At 65.6% G+C, this 21,295-nt stretch carries 19 protein-coding genes; 12 read left to right on the forward strand and 7 right to left on the reverse strand.

Annotated elements, in window-relative coordinates:
- Position 1: 1 nt before the first annotated feature.
- On the reverse strand, positions 2-955 hold the full coding sequence (gene pstC / locus ACXMDY_RS03795; protein WP_259703225.1) for a phosphate ABC transporter permease subunit PstC: 954 nt from the start codon (positions 953-955) through the stop codon (positions 2-4).
- A gap of 224 nt (positions 956-1,179) precedes the next feature.
- Here pstC and dnaK point away from each other — a divergent pair, with 224 nt between their 5' ends.
- The 4 genes from dnaK to murQ are packed head-to-tail and all read left to right on the forward strand — an operon-like array spanning position 1,180 to position 5,647.
- The gene (gene dnaK, locus ACXMDY_RS03800) at positions 1,180-3,231 is read left to right on the forward strand and encodes a molecular chaperone DnaK (RefSeq protein WP_457767375.1); all 2,052 of its coding nucleotides are present in this window, start codon (positions 1,180-1,182) and stop codon (positions 3,229-3,231) included.
- Between the two features lie 19 nt (positions 3,232-3,250).
- A complete protein-coding gene (locus ACXMDY_RS03805; RefSeq protein ID WP_457767376.1) occupies positions 3,251-4,237 on the forward strand; it encodes a DnaJ C-terminal domain-containing protein in 987 nt (328 codons plus the stop codon).
- Between the two features lie 46 nt (positions 4,238-4,283).
- Positions 4,284-4,694, forward strand: a complete 411-nt coding sequence (locus tag ACXMDY_RS03810; protein ID WP_259703228.1) for a DUF3110 domain-containing protein — start codon at positions 4,284-4,286, stop codon at positions 4,692-4,694.
- The gene (murQ, locus tag ACXMDY_RS03815) at positions 4,691-5,647 is read left to right on the forward strand and encodes an N-acetylmuramic acid 6-phosphate etherase (protein ID WP_259703229.1); all 957 of its coding nucleotides are present in this window, start codon (positions 4,691-4,693) and stop codon (positions 5,645-5,647) included. The genes ACXMDY_RS03810 and murQ overlap by 4 nt, the downstream gene beginning before the upstream one ends.
- On the opposite strand, the gene mtnP is transcribed toward murQ, so the two are convergent.
- Positions 5,614-6,564, reverse strand: coding sequence for an S-methyl-5'-thioadenosine phosphorylase (gene mtnP, locus ACXMDY_RS03820; RefSeq protein WP_259703230.1), 951 nt, complete (start codon positions 6,562-6,564; stop codon positions 5,614-5,616). The two genes, murQ and mtnP, sit on opposite strands and share 34 nt — an antisense overlap.
- Before the next feature lie 86 nt (positions 6,565-6,650).
- Here mtnP and ACXMDY_RS03825 point away from each other — a divergent pair, with 86 nt between their 5' ends.
- The gene (locus tag ACXMDY_RS03825) at positions 6,651-7,091 is read left to right on the forward strand and encodes a peptidylprolyl isomerase (RefSeq protein WP_259703231.1); all 441 of its coding nucleotides are present in this window, start codon (positions 6,651-6,653) and stop codon (positions 7,089-7,091) included.
- A 34-nt stretch (positions 7,092-7,125) separates the two neighbouring features.
- Here the strand turns inward: ACXMDY_RS03825 and ribBA are convergent, their stop codons facing one another.
- Positions 7,126-8,712, reverse strand: coding sequence for a bifunctional 3,4-dihydroxy-2-butanone-4-phosphate synthase/GTP cyclohydrolase II (ribBA, locus tag ACXMDY_RS03830; RefSeq protein WP_399241921.1), 1,587 nt, complete (start codon positions 8,710-8,712; stop codon positions 7,126-7,128).
- A gap of 231 nt (positions 8,713-8,943) precedes the next feature.
- On the opposite strand from ribBA, the gene argC reads away from it, so the two are divergent.
- Positions 8,944-10,020, forward strand: coding sequence for an N-acetyl-gamma-glutamyl-phosphate reductase (gene argC, locus ACXMDY_RS03835; RefSeq protein ID WP_259703232.1), 1,077 nt, complete (start codon positions 8,944-8,946; stop codon positions 10,018-10,020).
- Here argC and purN read toward each other — a convergent pair.
- Complete coding sequence (purN, locus tag ACXMDY_RS03840) at positions 10,011-10,703, reverse strand: phosphoribosylglycinamide formyltransferase (RefSeq protein WP_259703233.1); 693 nt, start codon at positions 10,701-10,703, stop codon at positions 10,011-10,013. The two genes, argC and purN, sit on opposite strands and share 10 nt — an antisense overlap.
- Between purN and ACXMDY_RS03845 the strand changes: the two genes are divergently transcribed.
- From ACXMDY_RS03845 to ACXMDY_RS03855, 3 genes are read left to right on the forward strand one after another with little or no spacing between them, the layout of a single operon-like run.
- Positions 10,702-11,046 carry a DUF1257 domain-containing protein gene (locus ACXMDY_RS03845; protein ID WP_259703234.1) on the forward strand — a complete coding sequence of 115 codons (345 nt, stop codon included), beginning with the start codon at positions 10,702-10,704 and terminating at the stop codon, positions 11,044-11,046. The two genes, purN and ACXMDY_RS03845, sit on opposite strands and share 2 nt — an antisense overlap.
- Before the next feature lie 5 nt (positions 11,047-11,051).
- Complete coding sequence (locus ACXMDY_RS03850) at positions 11,052-12,794, forward strand: M61 family metallopeptidase (RefSeq protein WP_259703235.1); 1,743 nt, start codon at positions 11,052-11,054, stop codon at positions 12,792-12,794.
- On the forward strand, positions 12,788-13,699 hold the full coding sequence (locus tag ACXMDY_RS03855; RefSeq protein WP_259703236.1) for an N-acetylmuramoyl-L-alanine amidase: 912 nt from the start codon (positions 12,788-12,790) through the stop codon (positions 13,697-13,699). The genes ACXMDY_RS03850 and ACXMDY_RS03855 overlap by 7 nt, the downstream gene beginning before the upstream one ends.
- Positions 13,700-13,733: 34 nt before the next feature.
- Here ACXMDY_RS03855 and ACXMDY_RS03860 read toward each other — a convergent pair whose 3' ends face one another.
- Positions 13,734-14,546, reverse strand: a complete 813-nt coding sequence (locus ACXMDY_RS03860; RefSeq protein ID WP_259703237.1) for a helicase DnaB — start codon at positions 14,544-14,546, stop codon at positions 13,734-13,736.
- Positions 14,547-14,794: 248 nt separating this feature from the next.
- Between ACXMDY_RS03860 and ACXMDY_RS03865 the strand changes: the two genes are divergently transcribed.
- Genes ACXMDY_RS03865 through fghA form a run of 3 tightly spaced genes read left to right on the forward strand, consistent with a single transcriptional unit; the run spans position 14,795 to position 18,383 of the window.
- Positions 14,795-16,393 carry a glucose-6-phosphate isomerase gene (locus ACXMDY_RS03865; RefSeq protein ID WP_259703238.1) on the forward strand — a complete coding sequence of 533 codons (1,599 nt, stop codon included), beginning with the start codon at positions 14,795-14,797 and terminating at the stop codon, positions 16,391-16,393.
- Positions 16,393-17,508 (forward strand): S-(hydroxymethyl)glutathione dehydrogenase/class III alcohol dehydrogenase, encoded by a 1,116-nt coding sequence (locus ACXMDY_RS03870; protein WP_259703319.1) that lies wholly within the window; start codon positions 16,393-16,395, stop codon positions 17,506-17,508. Before ACXMDY_RS03865 ends, ACXMDY_RS03870 begins: the two co-directional genes overlap by 1 nt.
- A gap of 11 nt (positions 17,509-17,519) precedes the next feature.
- A complete protein-coding gene (gene fghA, locus ACXMDY_RS03875) occupies positions 17,520-18,383 on the forward strand; it encodes an S-formylglutathione hydrolase (protein ID WP_259703320.1) in 864 nt (287 codons plus the stop codon).
- Here fghA and leuS read toward each other — a convergent pair.
- Positions 18,367-20,982: a leucine--tRNA ligase gene (gene leuS / locus ACXMDY_RS03880; protein ID WP_259703239.1), complete on the reverse strand. Its 2,616-nt coding sequence runs from the start codon at positions 20,980-20,982 to the stop codon at positions 18,367-18,369. The two genes, fghA and leuS, sit on opposite strands and share 17 nt — an antisense overlap.
- 65 nt (positions 20,983-21,047) lie before the next feature.
- Complete coding sequence (locus ACXMDY_RS03885; RefSeq protein WP_259703240.1) at positions 21,048-21,269, reverse strand: Hfq-related RNA-binding protein; 222 nt, start codon at positions 21,267-21,269, stop codon at positions 21,048-21,050.
- Positions 21,270-21,295 lie beyond the last annotated feature (26 nt).

Consider the following 21,295-nt stretch of genomic DNA (forward strand, 5'->3'; position numbering starts at 1 on the left):
TTCAATAACGCAGGCTGAGCTTCTTGACAACCCATTGGGCCATGAGATTGACCGCAAAAGTCAGAACCATCAAAATCAGTGCGGCATAGAGCAAGGCGGAAACCTGAATGCCGTCCGCTTCTCCGAATTGATTGGCCAGCATCGCTGAAATCGTGTTGCCGGGAGCCAGCAGGGACCAGCTGAAGTTGGTGGAGTTTCCGATGATCATCGTGACAGCCATGGTTTCGCCCATCGCCCGTCCGAGTGCCAGCATCACCCCACCCACTATCGCCGAGATGGCGGCGGGGAGGATCACATTGAAGATGGCGATCCAGCGGGTGCTGCCAACCCCGTAGGCCCCCTGTCGCAGGGCGATCGGAACCTGATTCAGGGCATCTCTGGAAATGGCCGTGATGATCGGCAGGATCATCACCACCAGAATCAGAACGGCAGGTGCCATGCCGGGTCCTTGCGGCTCGGTGCTGAACAGGGGAAACCAGCCGAGCGCAGAGTTGAGAAAGGTGAGGAAGGGGCGCAGGAACGGCTCCATCACGAAAATGGCCCACAATCCGAGTACCACCGATGGAATCGCCGCCAGCAGTTCCACCATCACACCGATGACCTCCCGCCAGCGCAGAGGAATGAGGTTCTCAGTGATGAAGATCGCGGTGCCAACCCCGAGTGGCACGGCAATCGCGAGGGCCAGCAGGGACGACACCAGCGTGCCGTAGATCGCCGTGAAGGCCCCGTATTCACCCGTGACCGGGTTCCAGCTGGAAGTGGCCAGAAACTTGAGGCCGAAGGCTTTGATCGCCTCTTGGGCGCCCTGGAAAACAGTGAGAAAAATCGCCACCAGCACAATGGCCACCATCGAGGCCAGGGCAATGGTGAGGTAACGGAATCCACCATCAACCAACTTTTCGGAGGCGGGCCGTCGACGGAGTGTGAACAACTCCTTGGTTGGCTCGGTGCTCATGGCCATTCTGCAATCGGATTCATCGACAGCCCCGGAACACATTCCAATTCCGATATCAATTTAGGTGTAGCCCGCTGTTTCATCCACTAAGAAAGCGTTAACTCCCGCCAGCCATGCCCGCTTTGATCGGCCCACTCCGGCTCGGCGCCTCGCCGGGAGCGTTTCAGCCCGGGCCTGCCTTCGTCCGAAGGAGACGGTAGTTTGGGTCTTCGGTTTGGGGGTCCATGGGGCGGATCGTTGGCATCGACCTGGGCACCACCAATTCGGTGGTGGCGGTACTGGAGGCTGGTCGGCCCCAGGTGATCGCCAATGCCGAAGGGGCCCGTACCACAGCGTCTGTGGTGGGGTACACCCGGGATCAGGAGTTGTTGGTGGGTCAGCTGGCCCGCCGGCAGCTGGTGCTGAACCCTCGCAACACATTCGCCAACCTCAAGCGCTTCGTCGGCCGCAGCTGGGAGGAGCTCGAGGAGAGCAGCCTGGTGGTTCCCTACACGGTTCGGGCCAACGACCAGGGCAACGTGCGCGTCGTCTGTCCGGTCACCGAACGGGAGTACGCGCCGGAAGAGCTGCTGGCCAGCATCCTGCGCAAGCTGGTGGATGACGCCTCCACCTACCTGGGTGAACCGGTCGAGGCTGCGGTGATCACGGTGCCTGCCTATTTCAATGATGCCCAGCGTCAGGCCACCCGTGATGCCGGCCGTCTGGCTGGCCTGTCGGTGGAGCGGATCCTCAACGAACCCACGGCAGCGGCTCTCGCCTACGGCTTCGATCGCAGCGCCGTCAAGCGTGTGCTGGTCTTCGATCTCGGCGGGGGCACCTTCGATGTTTCGGTCCTGCGCATCGCCAATGGTGTCTTCGATGTGAAAGCCACCAGCGGCGACACCCAGCTGGGTGGCAACGACTGGGATCGCCGCATCGTCGACTGGCTGGCTGATGCCTTCGAGCAGGAGCATGGCCTCGACCTTCGCCGGGATCGGCAGGCTCTCCAGCGGCTCACCGAAGCGGCCGAGAAGGCCAAACAGGAACTCTCCGGCGTCCAGGCCACTCCGATCTCCCTGCCTTTCATCGCCACCGGGCCTGACGGACCGCTTCACATCGAATGCAGCCTCCAGCGTCGCGAGTTCGAGGCCCTCTGCCCCGATCTGCTCGATCGCTTGCTGAGGCCGGTGCAGCGTGCCCTGCGGGACGCTTCCCTGGCTGCCGAGGACATCGACGATGTGGTCCTGGTGGGGGGCGGCACCCGGATGCCGATGGTTCAGGAAATGGTGCGCACCCTGATTCCCAGGGAGCCTTGTCAGTCGGTCAACCCCGATGAGGTGGTGGCCATCGGTGCAGCCGTTCAGGCCGGCATCCTCACCGGCGAACTGCGGGATCTGATGCTCAATGACGTCATCCCGCTCTCTCTTGGTCTGGAGACGATCGGGGGGGTGATGAAGGTGCTGATTCCACGCAACACCCCGATTCCCGTGCGCAGATCCGATGTGTTCAGCACCTCGGAAGCGAATCAGTCGGCCGTCGAGGTGCATGTGCTGCAGGGCGAGCGCCAGATGGGCACTGACAACAAATCGCTGGGCCGGTTCCGCCTCTCCGGCATCCCTCCGGCGCCGCGGGGTGTGCCCCAGGTTCAGGTTTCCTTCGACATCGACGCCAATGGCCTCCTGCAGGTTTCGGCCACCGACCGCACCACTGGCCGCCAGCAGAGCGTTTCGATCCAGGGCGGCTCCAACCTCAGCGAGGAGGAAATCAACCGACTGCTTGAGGAGGCTTCGCGCCAGGCGGTGGACGATCGGCGCAAGCGAGCCGAAGTGGATCGCCGTAACCGGGCCCAGACCCTGGCGGCGCAGGCCGAACGGCGGCTTCGTGATGCTGCCCTGGAGCTGGGACCCTATGGAGCTGAGCGCCAGCAGCGTTCCGTTGAACTCGCCCTGCGGGATGTTCAGGCCCTGCTCGGCGGCGAAGACTCGGTGGAATTGGATCTAGCTGTGAGCCAGCTTCAGGAAGCCCTCTATGGTCTGAACCGCCGGCTGATCAGCGAACGCAAGGCAGAGGCGGGACCCCTGCAGGGGCTGAAGAACACGCTGGGCTCCCTCAAGGATGATCTGTTCTCCGACGACGACTGGGACGACGACTGGGATCGTCCCGGTGGGCGCGGCCGCTCCGGCCGTGATCCCTGGGAACAGCCGGTGATGAGCCGCGGCGGCTACCAACCCCCCCGCCGCCCCCGCCCCCACACCCGTCCCAGCCGGGATCCCCCGGCCGCAGCCCGCGACCCGTGACCCGCAGCGCGCCTCCCCGGTGGCCACCGATTACTGGACGGTTCTGGGCCTTGCCCCCGGTGCTGATGCCGCCAGCCTGAAGCGGGCCTTCCGTGAGCAGGCCCGGCGTTGGCACCCTGATCTCAACGGCAACGATCCTGTTGCCGAGGAACGCTTCAAGGCGGTCAACGAGGCCTATGCGGTGCTCGGTGATCCGAAGCGGCGGGCCCGCTGGGAAGGCGGTCTCGATCCGATCGGCTCCCGCGGCGAGTCTGCCGACCCGTTCGCCTCCGGATTTCCGGATTTCCAGACCTACCTTGACGCCCTGTTTGGTCGCCGCCAGGCCCGTCGTGATCAGGCTGCCGAGCCCGGTGATGATCCGGATGCCGATCTGGGCGCTGCTGATCGCCCCCTCGATCCCCCGGCCCGGTCTGCCGTTGACCAGGCCGGGAGAGCCGATTCCCCCCGCTGGCCCGAGACGGCGACCGTCACCCACGCCCCTGCGCCCCCGCCACCCGTGCAGGCTGGCGCCGATCTCGAAACCGTTGTGGAGCTCACTCCCGATCAAGCCGTTTCGGGAACCCGGCTTGAGCTGGAGTTGCCTGGTGGCACCGTGGTGGAGTGCTGGAGTCCGCCCCTGGCCGGGGATGGCTGGCGCCTGCGCCTAGCGGGTGTGGCTCCCGGAGGTGGTGATCATTTTCTGCAGTTGCGGGTTCGCACCGCCGAGGGCCTCAGCATCGAGGGCCTGCGGGTGCTCTACAAGCTGGATCTCTCTCCGCCGGAGGCCGCCCTCGGCTGCAAGGTGGTGGTGCCCACCCTCCAGGGTCCTGTCCAGTTGCGGGTGCCGCCGGGATCCTCCAGCGGCAGGCTGTTACGGCTGCGCGGTCGGGGGCTGGTCCAGTCGGAGCAGCGGGGCGATCAATTGGTGGAGATCCGGATCACGGTGCCCGAGCAGCTCGATGAAGCGGAAGAAGCCCTCTACCGCCGGCTGGCGCAACTCTCGGATCAGGACCTCGTCGATCCGTAGCGGCCCGATCGGTGAGACACTGGCCGCCGCGGTGGTGATCGCTTCGATGGCTGTTCATGTTCTGCTCTTCGATGCCGGCAGCGACAATGAAGGCATCCATTCCCTTGAGCTCAACGGCCACACCGTCGTTCTGCTGTTCGAGCAACAGGACGATGCCGAGCGCTACGCCGGCCTGCTCGAAGCCCAGGATTTTCCTGTTCCCACCGTCGAGGCACTCGCCCGTGAGGAGATTGAGCTGTTCTGCGTGCAGGCCGGCTATGAGGCCCGTTTCGTGCCGGCTGGCTTCCTGCCCCAGTCAGCCGAAGAGCGTCTGTTGATCGCACCGCCCGAGCGCAACATGGATGTGGGCCATTGGCAGAGCGGTGGCGTTCCCGCCGAAGAGGAGCAACCCGCTGAGGGTGAGGCCGAGCGGGATGCCATGGAGGCCTTCCGCCGCCGTCTGGAGGGCTTGCTGTGACCTGCGTCGACCGTGGCCATCTGCTAACAGAGCAGGCCAACCCCGCCAGCGCCAGCCTCGACCAGCTCAGCTCCAGCGAACTGGTGGATCTCTTCTGCCGGGAAGATGAGAAGGCGCTGCTGGCCATGGAGGCGGCGGCACCGGCCCTGGCCGAGGCGGTTGAGGCGATCAGCGCTCGCCTGCGCTCCGGCGGGCGGCTCTTCTACCTCGGTGCCGGCACCTCCGGACGCCTCGGCGTGCTTGATGCGGCCGAGTGTCCTCCCACCTTCTGCACCCCACCGGAGCTTGTTCAAGGCGTGCTCGCCGGTGGCGCACCGGCCCTGTTGCGCAGTTCCGAAGGGCTCGAAGACTTACGCGAAGCCGGCCGCCATGATCTGATCGAACGAGGTTTCTCTCCCGGCGACGCCCTGGTGGGCATCGCCGCCGGCGGCACCACCCCCTATGTGCTCGGCGGCCTGGAGCATGCCCGCGCCATCGGTGCCCTGGCGATCGCCATGGCCTGTGTGCCGAGCGAGCAGGCGCCGATGCCCTGCGCCATCGACATCCGGCTGGTCACCGGGGCGGAACTGCTCACCGGCTCCACCCGTCTGAAGGCCGGCACGGCCACCAAAATGGCCCTCAACATCATCTCCACCGGGGTGATGGTGCGGCTGGGCAAGGTGTACGGCAACCGCATGGTGGATGTGGCCGTCACCAACAGCAAGCTGGAAGATCGCGCCCTGCGCATCCTCAAGGACCTGGCCGGGGTGGAGCGGGAGCAGGGTCCGGCGCTGCTGGCCGCCGCCGGCGGCTCGGTCAAGCGGGCCCTGGTGATGGCCGCCGCCGGGCTGAGCGCCGAGCAGGCCGATGAGGCCCTGGGCGCCCACGACGGCCAGGTGAGGCAGGCGCTGGAAGCGGCCGGGGTGAGCTTGCCCCAGGCTCAGCCTGCTCCGTCGGCCCCGGCTCCTTCGTAGGGGCCCCAGTAGGGGCTGGTGAGCAGATCCAGCTTTCGGCGTGTGGCACCCGGCACCTGCTCCTTCGGTGTCATCAGGGCACTGCGCAAGGCGGTGTGTGCAGGGCTGGCCGGTCGCTGGGCGGCCACCCTCTGGGCGGCCAGGGCCACGATCTGCTGGGCCAGCAGGGCATTGGCCTTCAGATTCTCGATCACCAGATCCACTGTCACCGAAGCATGTTCGGCGTGCCAGCAGTCGTAGTCCGTGACCATGGCGAGGGTGGAATAGGCGATTTCCGCTTCCCTCGCCAGCCGGGCCTCGCTGTGGTTGGTCATGCCGATCACCGAGCAGCCCCAGCTGCGGTAGAGGTTGGATTCGGCCCGGGTGGAGAAAGCCGGCCCCTCCATGCAGAGATAGGTGCCGCTGCGGTGCATCTGGCGGCCCACGGGCATCAGGCTGTCAGCCACATCGGCCAGCAGGCGGCTGAGGGTCGGGCAGAACGGATCGGCGATTCCCACATGGGCCACCGCACCCTCGCCGAAGAAGCTCAGGGGTCGTTGGTGGGTGCGGTCGATGAACTGATCCGGCACCAGCATGTCGAGCGGCCGCAGCGGTTCCTGCAGGGAACCGACGGCCGAACAGGACAGGATCCAGCGCACTCCGAGGGAGCGCAGTGCCCAGATGTTGGCCCGGTAAGGCACGTCGGTGGGGGAGTGGGTGTGGTGACGGCCGTGACGAGCTAGGAAGACCACCTCCAGATCGCCGATGCGGCCCAGCCGCAACCGGTCGGAGGGGGGACCGAAAGGCGTTTCGACCGCGATCTCCTCTACCGCTTCGAGGCCGTCCATGGCGTAGAGCCCGCTGCCACCGAGCACCCCGAGGCGGGCCGTGCTCAGATCAGGACCGGCCTTGGCGGGGCTGGCGATGGTATCGCTCATGACGGGGTGCGGCGCCAGGGCGGGCGCTGGAATCGGGGACCGTTCTACCCGAGAGTGGATACAGTCCGCCTTTGACTGAACCCGCCGTGACCCAAGCCCTGATGGAAACCGACGCCGGCACCGTGGAGCTGGAGCTGTTCGATACCGAAGCCCCCGCCACCGTGGCCAACTTTGTGAAACTGGCTGAGGCCGGCTTCTATGACGGGCTTTCTTTTCATCGGGTGATTGACGGCTTCATGGCCCAGGGGGGATGCCCCAACACCCGCGCCGGGGCGGGAGGAGCCCCCGGCACCGGCGGGCCTGGCTACAAGATCCCCTGTGAGATCAACAGCCATAAGCATCAGGCCGGCACCCTGTCGATGGCCCACGCCGGCAAGAACACCGGTGGGAGCCAGTTCTTTCTTTGCCATGACGCCCAACCCCACCTCGATGGGGTCCACACCGTCTTTGGTCAGGCGGCCAATGTGGATGTAGTGCTGGCCATCAGGAAGGGGACCAAGATCAACAAGCTGACGATCCTCCCCTGAGGGTTCCCATCTCTGGAGTCTGGCCCGGGTGTCTTCACTGCCAGCGCAGAAAGGCCCCTGGTTGCAGCGGCAACGAGGGGTGGCTCTGGTGCAACTCAACCAGGGGCCGCAGCTCCGGCTCCAGAGTGGCGCTCGGATGGCCGCTGCGCCGACTGTCGGGGGTGAGCAGCAGGCACACGGCCCGGGTGCCGGGCCATGCGGCCATCCGGGCCAGCAGCTCGCTGAGCTCGGTGGCTGCCAGCTCAGCGCCGGCGACAGGGGAGAGCAGAAAGGCGATTTCCGGCTGATCCAGCAGCGCCAGCAGCCTTGGATGTTCCTCCCGCTGGAGTGCCAGCGGCCGCTGGGAGGCCCATTCCCGCAGGCTTTCCCAGTGGCCTGGATCGCCGCCCTGCTGAAGCTCCTGGCCCTGCCAGGCGAGCACGGCACTCAGACCCGACTCCCGTTGCAGCTCTGCTGATCCAGAGGTGGCCTGAAGCAAGTGGCCCAGCTTGAGCCGCTTGGTGTCGAGGTAGGCGGCATTGTGCAGACCGGCATCCATCTCAAGCGGCACCCGATCCTCCACCTGGAGCCCGTAGCCCCCCAGTCCGGCGATCTTGCGCGGGTTGTTGGTGATCAGCCGCAGGCGCCGGACTCCGAGGTCGCTGAGGATCTGGGCGCCGACGCCGTAATTGCGCAGGTCGGCCGGGAAGCCGAGCCGTTCATTGGCCTCGACGGTGTCAAGGCCGCCATCCTGGAGGCTGTAGGCCTTGAGTTTGTTGATCAGGCCGATGCCGCGGCCCTCCTGGCGCAGGTAGACCACCACCCCTTCCCCAGCCGCTTCGATCATGCGCAGGGCCGCTTCCAGCTGGGGCCGGCAATCGCAGCGGAGCGAGCCGAAGGCATCGCCGGTGAGGCATTCGGAGTGCACCCGCACCAGCACAGCTCCACTGGCCAGTTCGGGCTTGCCTTTGACGATCGCCACATGTTCGCTGCCATCGAGGTCGTTGCGATAGCCGATCGCCCGAAAGCTCCCGAAGGCACTCGGCAGATCCGCCTCGGCTTGGCGCCGCACGAACCGCTCGGTGTCGAGCCGATAGCTGATCAGATCGGCGATGTTCAGCAGGCGCAGGCCATGGCGGCTGGCGTAATCGGCAAGCTGGGGCAGCCGGGCCATCGAGCCATCGGCGTTCTGGATCTCGCAGATCACCCCGGCGGGATAGAGGCCGGCCAGCCGGGAGAGATCCACGGCTGCTTCGGTGTGGCCAGCCCGCTTCAACACACCACCAGAGCGGGCCCGGAGCGGAAAGATGTGGCCGGGTCGGCGCAGATCGGCGGGGCGGCTGTGGGGATGGATGGCCACCTGGATCGTCCGGGCGCGATCATCAGCTGAAATTCCCGTGCTCACACCGTTTTCAGGGCCAGCATCCACACTCACGGTGAAGGCCGTCTGATTGCTGTCGGTGTTGCGATCCACCATCAGCGGCAGTTCAAGCGCATCGAGACGCTCCCCTTCCATCGCCAGGCAGATCAGGCCCCGGGCTTCGGTGGCCATGAAGTTGATCTGTTCGGGGGTCGCGAACTGGGCGGCGCAGATCAGATCTCCTTCGTTCTCCCGGTTCTCGTCGTCTACCACCACAACCATCTCGCCGTTGCGAATCGCTGCGAGTCCGTCGGTGACGCGATCGAATCGAATTGTTTGCTCCAGCCGGTCGCCGCCAGGGCCGCTGGATTCGCCGGAGCGGGAGTTGACGGGAGCTGGACCCAGTTCAGATCGGGCTTTCAGTGGAGTTCGGGCCTGGGGTGGCGCAGCATGAATTAGTTATAGGGCCGGGCGCAGAGGCACCGGTACGATCTCAGCTTCTGTGCTGAGGGTATGTCCAGATCCAGCGCAGCCCAGCGGGTGGCCGTGATCGGCGCCACTGGCTATGGCGGGCTTCAGACCCTCCGCCTGCTCCAGGGGCACCCACACCTGCAGGTCAGCTTTCTCGGCGGCGAGCGCAGCGCTGGGAAGCGCTGGAGCGAGTTGACACCCTTCCTGCCGTTGCAGGGGGATCCGCTGGTGGAGCCCCTCGACCCGGCGGCGATCGCCACAGCAGCCGACCTGGTGGTGCTGAGCCTGCCGAGCGGCCTGGCCTCCACGATCGTGCCCGACCTGCTGGAGCGGGGCCTCAGGGTGGTGGATCTCTCCGCCGACTACCGCTACCGCTCCCTGGCGGACTGGAAGCGGGTGTATTCCACCGAAGCCGTTCTGTACCCGCGCCAGGATGAGCGGCTCTGCCAGGAGGCCGTCTACGGACTTCCGGAGTGGGAGGAAGCCAGGATCCGGCAGGCACGGCTCGTGGCGGCACCCGGGTGCTTCCCCACCGCTGCCCTGCTTCCCCTGCTGCCTTTTCTGAAGCAAGGCTTGATCGAGCCGGCCGGGATCATCATCGACGCCAAGACCGGCTGCTCCGGCGGTGGTCGCGCCGCCAAGGAGCATCTGCTGCTGGCAGAGGCCAGCGAGGCTGTGTCCCCCTACGGCGTGGTCGGTCACCGCCACACCAGCGAGATCGAACAGGCCGCCAGCGCCGTGGCCGGCCATCCGATCGAACTTCAGTTCACCCCCCATCTGATGCCGATGGTGCGTGGTCTGCTGGCCACGGTGTATGCGCGGCTCCGCGATCCCGGCCTCACGGCCGAGGATTGCACCACCCTGCTGCGGGCCGCCTACCGGAACAGGCCCTGCCTGGAGGTGCTGCCTGTCGGCACCTATCCCTCCACCAAATGGGTGCGGCAGACGAACAGGGCCCTGCTCTCGGTTCAGGTGGATCAGCGCACCGGCCAGCTGATCGTGATGAGCGCGATCGACAATCTGATCAAGGGTCAGGCGGGTCAGGGCATTCAATCTCTCAACCTGATGGCCGGCCTGCCGCCTGACACAGGCCTGCCCCTGCTTCCCTTCTATCCCTGAGAGCTGGGAGAGCCCGGAGGTGCAGCCAGCCGCTGGGCAGCCAGCGCCACAGCCAGGGGGAGAATGCGGTGTTCCTGGCGATGGATCCGCTTACCCAGGCTGGTGCGATCGTCACCGGCAAGAACGGGCACGGCCGCCTGAACCAGAATCGGTCCGGCGTCCACGGCCTCGGTCACCAGGTGGGCGGTGCAGCCCGTCAGGGCGACGCCTGCCGCCAGGGCCTGGCCGATCGCGTCGAGGCCGGGAAAGCTCGGCAGCAGGGAAGGATGGATGTTGATCAGCCGGCCGGCGAAGGCATCGATCAGCACCGGGCTGACGATCCGCATCCAGCCGGCCATCACCACCAGATCGACCCGGGCCGCCTCGAAGGCCGCGAGGATTTCCCGGTCGAGGTTGCGGCGCTGCGGGTGCAGGCGGTGATCGATCAGCTGGCAGGGCACGTCCCGTTGTTCAGCGCGGCGCTGGGCGCCGCAACCAGGGTTGTTCACCACCAGCAAGGCCACCGTGGCATTCAAGGGTCCATCGCGGCAGCTGCTCAGCAGGGCTTCGAAGTTGGAGCCATGGCCGGAAGCCAGCACCCCCAGCCGCAGAAAGGGGTGAAGGATCGGCCAGGGCTGTGGCAATGGCCACTGGACGGACGGAAAGCCGTCGCTAGTGTCGGGCGCAGCAGGCAACGGGTTCATGTCGCACCTCTCCATCCTGCCGACGGTTGTCCGGGATCTGGAGTCGCTGGCGGCCACCCTTGGTGATCTTGGCTTCGAACCGGTGATCGGCGGAATGATCAGCGGTTTCGCCGGGGAGGCGATCCCCGTGGACATTCAGGTGGTGGTTTCGGCTGACCAGCGGCTCGGCTGGCAACGGCAGGCCGATGGATCTCTCGCCCTGGTCGGTGATCTGCAGCGGCTGAGCCGATCCGAGCCCTTGCAGGCCCTGATCGGCGGGCTGACCCGCCGCTATGCACTGCGTCTGGCCCTGCGGGAGGCCATGGAGCAGATCCCGTCCGCCACACTCCACCTTGCCGGCTGAGCCCATTGGCGCTGGTTGAGCTCTCGCTGGATCTGAGATCCACCAGCCAGCACCTCGTTCTGGTCCGGATGCGGTTTCTCCCGCGCCAGCGCAGGGTCGTTCTGCGTCTGCCTGACTGGACGCCGGGCTCCTATCTGCTCCGCTCCTACGTTCGGAACCTGGAAGGACTGCAGGTATGCCAGGAATGTCCTGGGGGTCAACTCCAGCCGGTTGTCGCCGAGCGGATCGATCCATCGGGCTGGCAGCTCAACCTGGCGGAACTCCATCCTGTTGAGCTTCGCTATGCCCTGCTGGCCACCGAGCTGAGTGTGCGGGCCTGCCATCTTGATGGCGACCACGGCTTTCTGGCCCTGGCGGCCGTGGCACTGCAGGTGGAAGGGGAGCGCTGGACAGCCCACCAGCTCCGCCTGGATCTGCCCACTGGCTGGCAGGCTTTCGTTCCCTTGCCCTTTGTGGCCGGCCAGGGCTGGTCTGCCCCGAACTACGACGCCTTGATCGATGCGCCGGTGGAGGCGGGCCCCCATCATTGCCACGCCTTTTCTGTGGCTGATGTTCCCCATCGCTGGGTCAGCTGGGAGGACGGCTGCGCTGGGGGCACCTGGTTGCTGCATCGCTTCCCATCGCTGCTCGAGGATGTGGCCTCGGTCTGCCAGGCCTGCTGCCGCCTGATGGGTGAAGCGGGACCGGCTGCCCCCGATTATCTGTTCGTGCTTCATCTGCTCGATCAGGGTTATGGCGGGCTGGAGCATGATCGTTGCTCCATTCTTCAGTTCGGCCGCCAGGCCCTTGCCAGGCCTGATGGGTATCGAAAACTGTTGCAACTTGTCGCTCACGAGTATCTGCATCAGTGGAATGTGCGGCGGCTCCGGCCCGCTGAACTTTCGCCGATCGACTACAACAAGGCCGTGATCATCCCCACCCTCTGGTTCGCTGAGGGGGTAACCAGTTACTTCGATCAGTTCCTGCCCCTGAGCGTCGGCATCAGCACCGAAGCGCAGCTCTTCGAGGATCTCGGCGCTGAATTGAGTCGCTATCGGCTCACCCCCGGGCGCCTCAGCGGCCAGACGCTTCGCCAGAGCGGCCAGGAGGCCTGGGTCAAGCTCTACCGCCGCGATGCCGACAGCGACGACTCCCAGATCAGCTACTACCTGAAGGGAGCCGTGGTGGCCCTGGCTCTGGATCTCGTTCTCAGACGCAGTGGCTCCTCTCTGGTGCAGGTGCTGCGGGATCTGTGGCAACGGCTGGGTCGATGCGGCCGCGGCTACAGCGAAGCCACCCTGCTCGATGCCTTCACCCAGAGGTCCGTCGAGCTTGGCGAGCTGCTGCCGGGTTGGCTCGACAGCTTCGACGAGCCGGATCTCGATGGCTATCTCTCAGACGTCGGGCTGCGGCTCGAGGCGGTGCTCAGCCCCGCACCGTTCACAGGCATGGGCTGCAGGGTGGAACCGCATGGTCTGGCTGTTCAGCGGGTGCAGCGCCACAGCCCGGCCCAGCGGGCTGGTCTGAGCGTGGGCGATGAGTTGCTGGCCATCGATACGCGGCGCCTGCGCCAGCCCGAAGATCTGGCTGCCCTGCTGGTGGCTGAGCGTCCCCAGAGTCTTACGGTGAGTCGGCGTGGCTGCCTCCGCCAGCTCACCCTGCTCAGTGAAGCGCCGACCGTGGACCGTTGGACTCTGGTGCCTGATCCGGCAGCATCGGCTGAAACCCTGGCCAGGCGTTCGGCCTGGCTGGGCTTGATTCCATGTTGAACCTGCTGCGTCAGGTGCGGCGGCGCCTCCAGCCCAGATCTCTTCAGCGCACTGGATCCGTTGCGCTGGGCCTGGCTGCCCTGGTTGGAATCGGCGGCCTGGGTTGGGTGGCGCGGGATGTCACCGCCGGTCAGGGTTCAACCGGACGGCCCTCCCTGCTGCAGCTGCTGGACCAGGTGAGTCCGGCCACGCCCCCGGCTGCTGAACCACCCCGCCAGGCTCCTCCGTCCCCACCAGTCCGTGCGGCCTGGATCAGTCCCCTGCGTCGGCAGTGCACTGTGGCGGACACGCAGCTCAGCCAGTCGCTGCAGCGTCAGCTGGCTGGCCTTTCAGGCAGCATGCGCCGCCTTCGCATCGACCCCACCAACTACGGCGAGCGCTTCAGGGGTGATGCGTTCGGCAATCCGCTTGATCCCACTCCCCGGATCGTCGTGCTGCACGAAACGGTCTATGGGATGGAATCCGCCGTCCAGACATTCCTGACCCCGCATCCAAGGGATCAGGATCAGGTGAGTTACCACATGCTGGTCGGTCTGGATGGCGAAGTGGTCGAAGCGCTCGATCCCTCCAGGCGTGCCTTCGGTGCCGGCAATTCGGCCTTCAATGGTCAGTGGGTGGTGACCAATCCGAAGGTGGGGGGCTCGGTGAACAACTTCGCCCTCCACGTCAGCCTGGAAACCCCGATCGATGGCGAGGACAACGACTCAGGCCACAGTGGTTACACCAGGGCCCAGTACGACGCCCTGGCCGTGGTTCTGGCTGACTGGATGCGCCGCTTCAAGATTCCGCCCACCAGCATCACCACCCATCGCCAGGTGGACATCGGTGGCGAACGATCCGATCCCCGCAGTTTTGACTGGCAGGCACTCCAGCTCCGGCTGGCCGCCCTCGGCCTGCTCTGTTGATTGCCTGCTTTGATGATTTTCCGGCGATGAAAGCTCAGATCACAGGAGAGAGAATGGGCTTGCGGATGGAATAGATCAGGGCATGCAGGGAAGGGTCCTGCATATAACTCAGAATGCGGGCCGGGTAGTCGAGCTTGCCATTGTGGAGATAGGCGAGGGTGGCCAGGGCCTTGGCATCCCGGGGGCTGGAGCTGGCATCCAGGGGTCGGTCGGTGGGCAGCGCCAGCGCCCTGGAGAGGCGAGCGAACTTGCCGACCAGCAGAACCACATTCCGCTCAGGATCCAGCAGTTGCTGACGGGCGGCGGAGAGCTCAGCCTCGCTGGCATCCGGCCGCAACAAGCCCTGGTGAACCAGCTCGCCCACCGACAACTGGGCGGGGCCATGGGTCTTGAACAGGCCTGACTCGACAGCCAGCGGCAGATCTTCTCCCGGTTTGGCGTGCTGGAGCTCATCGAACAGAACGGCAGCCACCAGCATGGGATTGACGCCCTGGAGTCGCGATTCCCGCAGGATGATCGGCTGGAGCTGCTCGAGCCGATTGACGGTACGGGCCCTCAGTGGGGTGAGCTGATCGAGCCCCAGGGTGAGGAGCTGGGCCAGTTCCGGCTGGGGGCCGTGCACCCCGAAACGCCGTTGGAGCTCCTTCAGTTCCTCCGCCGTGAAATCCACCGGGTTGGAGCGCTGTCCTTCGGTGCTGAGTACGGCCGGATCGCTGGTGTCACTGTTGATGGTGGAGCTGAAGCCTGGATCGATCCGAAAATGGCCGTCTCCAGCGAGCAATGGCTGGGTGCCGCTGACCAGGCTGACCAGGCCCAGGGAAACCGTCGCGATGAATCCTTTTGACATCCACCATCTGGTAGGGGATGAAAAAGAGAAGACGCGAGGCGTCACGGGGTTTAAGTGTAAGAAAATTTCACTGAATTTAGCCTGGCCCTCCGGGGATGGAAAGGTCGGGGGCCGTTTGTGGTGCTGTCCATCACCACCGTTTTCCGGCAATGATTCCAGGACCAGGTGAGCCAGCTCACCTGGTCGCTTTCATTCGAAGCCCAGCACCGATAGGTTCAGCCGGAATCCCGATGCGAGATCCTGGGCTGATGACGCTTGTCGACTTCAACCCACATCAGCCGGAAACGCTGTGGGAACGCTTCCTGGGCCTGCTCTGGCACGATGATTCCCTGGGAATCTGGCTGGACGTCAGCCGGATGGCCCTGAACCGTTCCCATTTCGATGCGCTGGCCCCAGGCTTTGCGCGTGCCTTTGAGGCGATGGCAGCCCTTGAAGCGGGGGCGATCGCCAACCCGGATGAACAGAGGCGCGTCGGTCATTACTGGCTGCGCGCTCCGCAGCTCTGTCCGGATCCAGGGGAAGCCGCCTTGATCGAGGCCGAAATCGGGCGGATCGAGCAGTTCGGTGCCCAGGTGCTCAACCAGGAGCTGCTGACACCAGGTGGTCACCCCTTCACGGACGTGCTCTGGATCGGTATTGGCGGCTCCGGGCTCGGACCGTTGCTGATCCTGCGCGCTCTGCAGCAGGAGGGGGTGGGCCTGCCCTTCCACTTCTTCGACAACGTCGATCCGCAGGGTCTCAGCCGAACCCTGGAGTCCCTGGGCCAGCGGTTGCTCACCACCCTGGTGGTTGTGGTCAGCAAATCAGGCGGCACCCCCGAGCCCCGGATCGGCATGGAGCAGGCACGCTGCCGGCTTGAGGGCCTGGGTGGGAGCTGGTCCGCCCAGGCCGTCGCCATCACGATGGCCGGCAGTCCACTGGATCGCCGCGCCGAAGCCGAGCAGTGGCTGGCCCGTTTCGACATGTTCGACTGGGTGGGAGGGCGCACCAGCATCACCAGTGCCGTCGGTCTGCTGCCGGCTGCCCTGATCGGAGCTGATCTGCGTGCTTTCCTGGCCGGCGCCGCCGCCATGGACGAGGCCACCCGCCACACCGAGCCGAGAGCCAACCCGGCCGCCCTGATGGCGGCAAGCTGGCATGCCGCCGGGGGCGGTCGGGGTCAGCGCGACATGGTGGTTCTCCCCTACCGCGACCGGCTGGAGGTGTTCAGCCGCTACCTCCAGCAGCTGGTGATGGAGTCGCTCGGCAAGCGGCTCGACCGTGACGGCGAGGTGGTGCACCAGGGCATCGCCGTCTATGGCAACAAGGGCTCCACCGACCAGCACGCCTACGTCCAGCAGCTGCGCGATGGAATCGACAACTTCTTCGCCACCTTCATCGAGGTGCTGGCCGATCCCGCCGACATCAGCGCGGTGGATGGCGAATGCCCGGGCGATTTCCTGTCCGGTTTTCTGCAGGGCACACGCGCAGCCCTCAGCGAAGGGGGACGTCAATCGATCAGCCTCACCCTGCGCCGCTTCGACGCCCGCAGCCTGGGTGCCCTGATTGCCTTGTTCGAGCGGTCTGTGGGGCTCTATGCCGAATTGGTGAACATCAACGCCTATGACCAGCCGGGAGTGGAAGCCGGCAAGAAGGCCGCTGCTGTGATTCTCGATCTGCAGGGGCGGATCGAAACCCTGCTTGCCGATGGCGAGGGGCGCAGCCTGGCCGAGCTTCACTCTGAGCTGGGCAGCGAAAGCCCGGAGGCGATCTTCTGGATTCTTCGCCATCTCTGCGGCAATCCAAGGGGCTATGCCGCCGCAGGATCCTGGGCTGAGCCTGCCACCCTGGTGTTCCAGAAACAATGATCCGATCGAGAGCAGCCGTTGCCTGGGCGGCCGGTGAACCTCTGGAGGTCACCACGGTCGATGTGGAGCCACCGCGGGCCGGTGAGGTGCTGCTGCGGGTGGTGGCCAGTGGGGTCTGTCACACCGATGCCTACACCCTCTCCGGCGACGATCCTGAAGGCCTGTTCCCGGTGATTCTTGGCCACGAGGGAGGTGCGGTCGTTGAAGCTCTCGGCGCTGGGGTGACCTCGCTGGCCGTGGGTGACCATGTCATCCCGCTCTACACGCCGGAATGCCGGGCCTGCGCCTATTGCCTTTCCGGCAAAACCAATCTCTGCCAGGCGATCCGGGGGACCCAGGGCAGGGGCTTGATGCCGGATGGCAGCACCCGGTTCTCCAGGAACGGCCAGCCGATTTTCCATTACATGGGAACGTCGACGTTCTCCGAATACACCGTGGTGCCGGAGATCGCGTTGGCCCGCATCAACCCACAGGCCCCGCTCGAGAAGGTCTGTCTGCTCGGTTGCGGCGTGACCACCGGCATCGGCGCGGTGCTCAATACCGCCAAGGTGGAACCAGGCGCCACGGTGGCGGTGTTCGGCCTGGGCGGCATCGGCCTGGCGGTGATCATCGGGGCGGTGATGGCCAGGGCCAGCCGCATCATCTGCATCGATACCAACCCTGGGAAATTCGCCATCGCCCAGCAGTTGGGTGCCACCGAATGCATCAATCCGCGAGATTGCGATCGCCCGATCCAGGAGGTGATCATTCAGCGCACCGATGGAGGCGTTGATTATTCCTTCGAGTGCATCGGCAATGTGGCGGTGATGCGGGCGGCTCTGGAGTGTTGCCACAAAGGCTGGGGTGAATCGACGATCATCGGCGTGGCAGGCGCAGGCCAGGAAATCTCCACCCGGCCGTTTCAGTTGGTCACCGGCCGGGTCTGGCGTGGTTCCGCCTTCGGTGGGGTCCGTGGACGCACCGAATTGCCTGGATTCGTCGAGCGGTTTCAGAGCGGCGAGATCCCCCTGGATCGCTTCATCACCCACACGATGGGGCTCGGTGAGATCAACCATGCCTTCGATCTGATGCGGGAAGGCAAGAGCATCCGCTCGGTGATCCACTTCGCTGCCTGACGACCATCGTGCTGCATCTGCTCAGTGAAAACCGCTGTTTCGGCGGTGTCCATCGCCGGTATGGTCACCAGTCGAAGCAACTGGACTGCCCCATGGAGCTGGCGGTGTTTCTGCCGCCGCAGCTGGCCGAGGCCGCCCCGCTGCCGGCCCTCTACTGGCTCTCCGGACTCACCTGCACAGACCAGAACTTCATGCAGAAGGCGGGAGCCTTCCGCCTGGCCGCCCAGCTGGGCCTGGCCGTGGTGGCCCCCGACACCAGCCCGCGCGGCGCCGGGATTCCCACCGACCCCGATGGGAACTGGGACTTCGGCCTGGGTGCTGGGTTCTATCTCGATGCCACCGAGCTCCCCTGGTCGGCCCATTACCGCATGCACGCCTACGTGGTGGAGGAGCTGCCGACCCTGCTCGAGGCCGAGCTGCCCCTCTCTGAGCGCCGGAGCATCAGCGGCCACTCGATGGGGGGCCATGGCGCCCTGGTCTGTGCCCTGCGCAACCCGGGCCGCTACCTGTCGGTCTCCGCCTTTTCCCCGATTGCCCACCCCGCCACCAGCCCCTGGGGTGAGAAGACCTTCAGCCGCTTTCTCGGCCCCGACCGCGGCGCCTGGGAGGCTTGGGACGCCTGTTGCCTGATCGCCCGGGCCAGCGAGCATCTGCCGCTGCTGGTGGATCAGGGCACCGCCGACAGCTTTCTGGAGCGAGAACTACGCCCCCTGGACCTGGAGCGTGCCGCCACCGCCGCTGGCTACCCGCTGCGGCTGCGTCTTCAGCAGGGCTACGACCACAGCTACTTCTTCATCGCCAGCTTCATCGAGGATCATCTGCGTCATCACGCCGAGGCACTGTTCGCCGAGGAACTGCTCAGGGAACCAGGTTGACGAGCTTCCCCGGCACCACGATCACCCGTCTGGGCGGCTGGCCGTCCAGCCATTTCCGGGCGATCTCACTGCCGAGCGCCAGCTTCTCCAGGGTGGCTGCATCGGCATCGGCCGGCACATCCAGGTTGCCCCTCACCTTTCCTTTCACCTGAATCACCAGGGGAATGGTGGTTTGCACCAGGGCCGTGGCATCGGCCGCCGGCCAGCACTGGCGATGCACGCTGCCCACCCCACCCAGCCGCTGCCAGAGCTCTTCGGAGATGTGGGGAGCAAAGGGGGATAGCAGCACCAGCAGGTTGCCCAGAGCTTCGAGGGCCACGGCCTCACTGGCCGTCTCCAGCAGGCTGGCCATGGCGTTGCTGAGCTTCATCAGCTCGGCGACTGCGGTATTGAACTGGTAATTGCCGTCGGCCAGATCGTCGCTGATCGCCGCAATCGCGGTATGGACGGCACGGCGCAGGGCGAGGTCGGCAGGAGAGAGCTCAGCGCCGCCTGGGGTTGCCTGTCGTACGGGGCTGGCTGCCTGGGGCTCCAGGCTCAACCCCCGTTCAAGCGCGGCTTCCAGCATTCGCCAGATCCGCTGAAGGAAGCGGAACTGGCCTTCCACATCGGCGTCATCCCACTCAAGATCCTTCTCCGGTGGAGCCTTGAACAGGATGAACATCCGGGCGGTGTCGGCGCCGTAGCGCTCGATCACTCCGCCGGGCTCCACGCCGTTGTGCTTCGACTTCGACATCTTTTCGAAGAACACGTCGAGTCGCTCGCCGTTGATCGGATCGCGCGGATCGGCGGGATCCTTCACATCGGCTGGGGCGATGTACTTGCCGGAATGGGGATTCTTGTAGGTGATTCCCTGCACCATGCCCTGGGTGAGCAGGCGTCTGAACGGTTCGTCGAAGCTGAGCAATTCACGATCGCGCAGCACCTTGGTGAAGAACCGGGAATAGAGCAGATGGAGGATGGCGTGCTCAATGCCGCCCACGTACTGGTCGACCGGCAACCAGCGATCGGCCGACTCCCGTGTGAACGGCAGGGTGGAGTTGTGGGGATCAGCGAAGCGCAGGTAATACCAGGATGAACAGATGAAGGTGTCCATCGTGTCTGTTTCCCGCCGCGCCGGCTTGCCGCAACAGGGGCAGGCCACGTTCACCCAGTCGTCCAGCTGGGCGAGGGGTGAGGCCCCCTTGCCGCTGAAGGCCAGGTTGCGGGGCAGCTCCACGGGCAACTGCTCCGCCGGCACAGGCACGACACCGCAACGCTCACAATGAATCACCGGAATCGGGCAGCCCCAGTAGCGCTGTCTGGAGATCAGCCAGTCGCGCAGGCGAAACTGCACCCGGCTCTCCCCCCAGCCTTCGCGCTCGGCCAGATCCACGATCGCCTGCCTGGCTTGCCTGGAGGCCAGGCCATCGAAGGGGCCGGAATGGATCAGCACCCCTGGCTCGGTCCAGGCGCCTCCGGCGTAGGCCTGCTCATCAGCTCCTTCCGGCACGATCACCTGCCGCACCGGCAACTCGTACTGACGCGCAAAGACGAAATCCCGGTGGTCGTGGGCGGGAACGCCCATCACGGCGCCGGTGCCGTAGTCGGAGAGCACGTAATCGGCGATCCAGAGCGGAATCGACTCACCGGTGAACGGGTTGCGGGCGAAGCTGCCAAGGGCCACGCCACGTTTCGGCCGGTCTTCGGCGATCCGTTCCTGCTCGCTCTGGCGGCTCACCACGGTGGCGAAAGCCTCGACGTGCTCCTGGCGATCGGGTGCCGTGAGCGAAGCGACCAGCGGATGGTCCGGTGCCAGCACCAGATAGGTCACGCCGTAGACGGTGTCCGGGCGCGTGGTGAACACCGCGATCGTGGCCGCTGTGGCCTGGCCGCTTGCATCGAGCACCGGAAAGAACAGTTCGGCCCCCACCGATCTGCCGATCCAGTTGGCCTGCATGGTGCGCACCCGTTCCGGCCAGCCCTCCAGCTGCGCCAGGTCATCGAGCAGGACATCGGCGTAATCGGTGATGCGCAGGAACCACTGGCGCAGCTTCCGCTTCTCGACGATCGCGCCGGAACGCCAGGAGCGTCCATCGGCGTCGACCTGCTCGTTGGCCAGCACGGTCTGGTCGAGCGGATCCCAGTTGACGGTCGCTTTCTTCTGGTACGCCAGGCCGGCTTCGAGGAACTGGAGAAAGAGCCACTGGCTCCAGCGGTAATAGTCGGTATGGCAGGTGGCCAGCTCCCGATTCCAATCGATCGACAGACCGAGGCGTTGCAGTTGCCCGCGCATCTGCTCGATGTTGCGGTCGGTCCAGTCCCCCGGGTCGATGCCCCGCTCAATCGCGGCATTCTCCGCCGGCAGGCCGAAGGCATCCCAGCCCATCGGCTGCAGCACCTGCCGGCCGCGCAGGCGCTGCAGCCGGGCGATCACATCGGTGATCACGTAGTTGCGCACATGACCCATGTGCAGGTTTCCCGATGGGTAGGGAAACATCGAGAGGGCATAGAACGTTTCCTGCCCGGGTTGCGGCTCCGGGGTGGCATCGAGGCGATCGGCCAGCCAGCGGGATTGCCAGCGGGCTTCGATCTCGGCGGGGTCGTAACGCACGGGCATGGGTTGAGCCTCGGCCGCCTCAATCAGCGATTTGATCTGGCGTTCGATCGTGTCACATCCGGCCTTCAGGCCAGGGAGCGGATCACGGCGATCGCCTTGCGGCCCAGCAGGATCACCGGCGTGTTCGGCTCAGGCTGAAGGGCGAGGAATTCAGGGTCCTGCCAGTGGAGGGAGCCCCCCAGGCGGGTGCCATCGATCAGCTGGATGTGCAGGGGCGTGGCTTCACGAATCCAGCTCTGAAGCTGCCGCACTCCGGGAAGACTGGGATCGATGCTGGAGCTCTCCATAGGATCAGCGTATGTGGATGCGGCGA

Source organism: Cyanobium sp. ULC082, assembly GCF_977927535.1.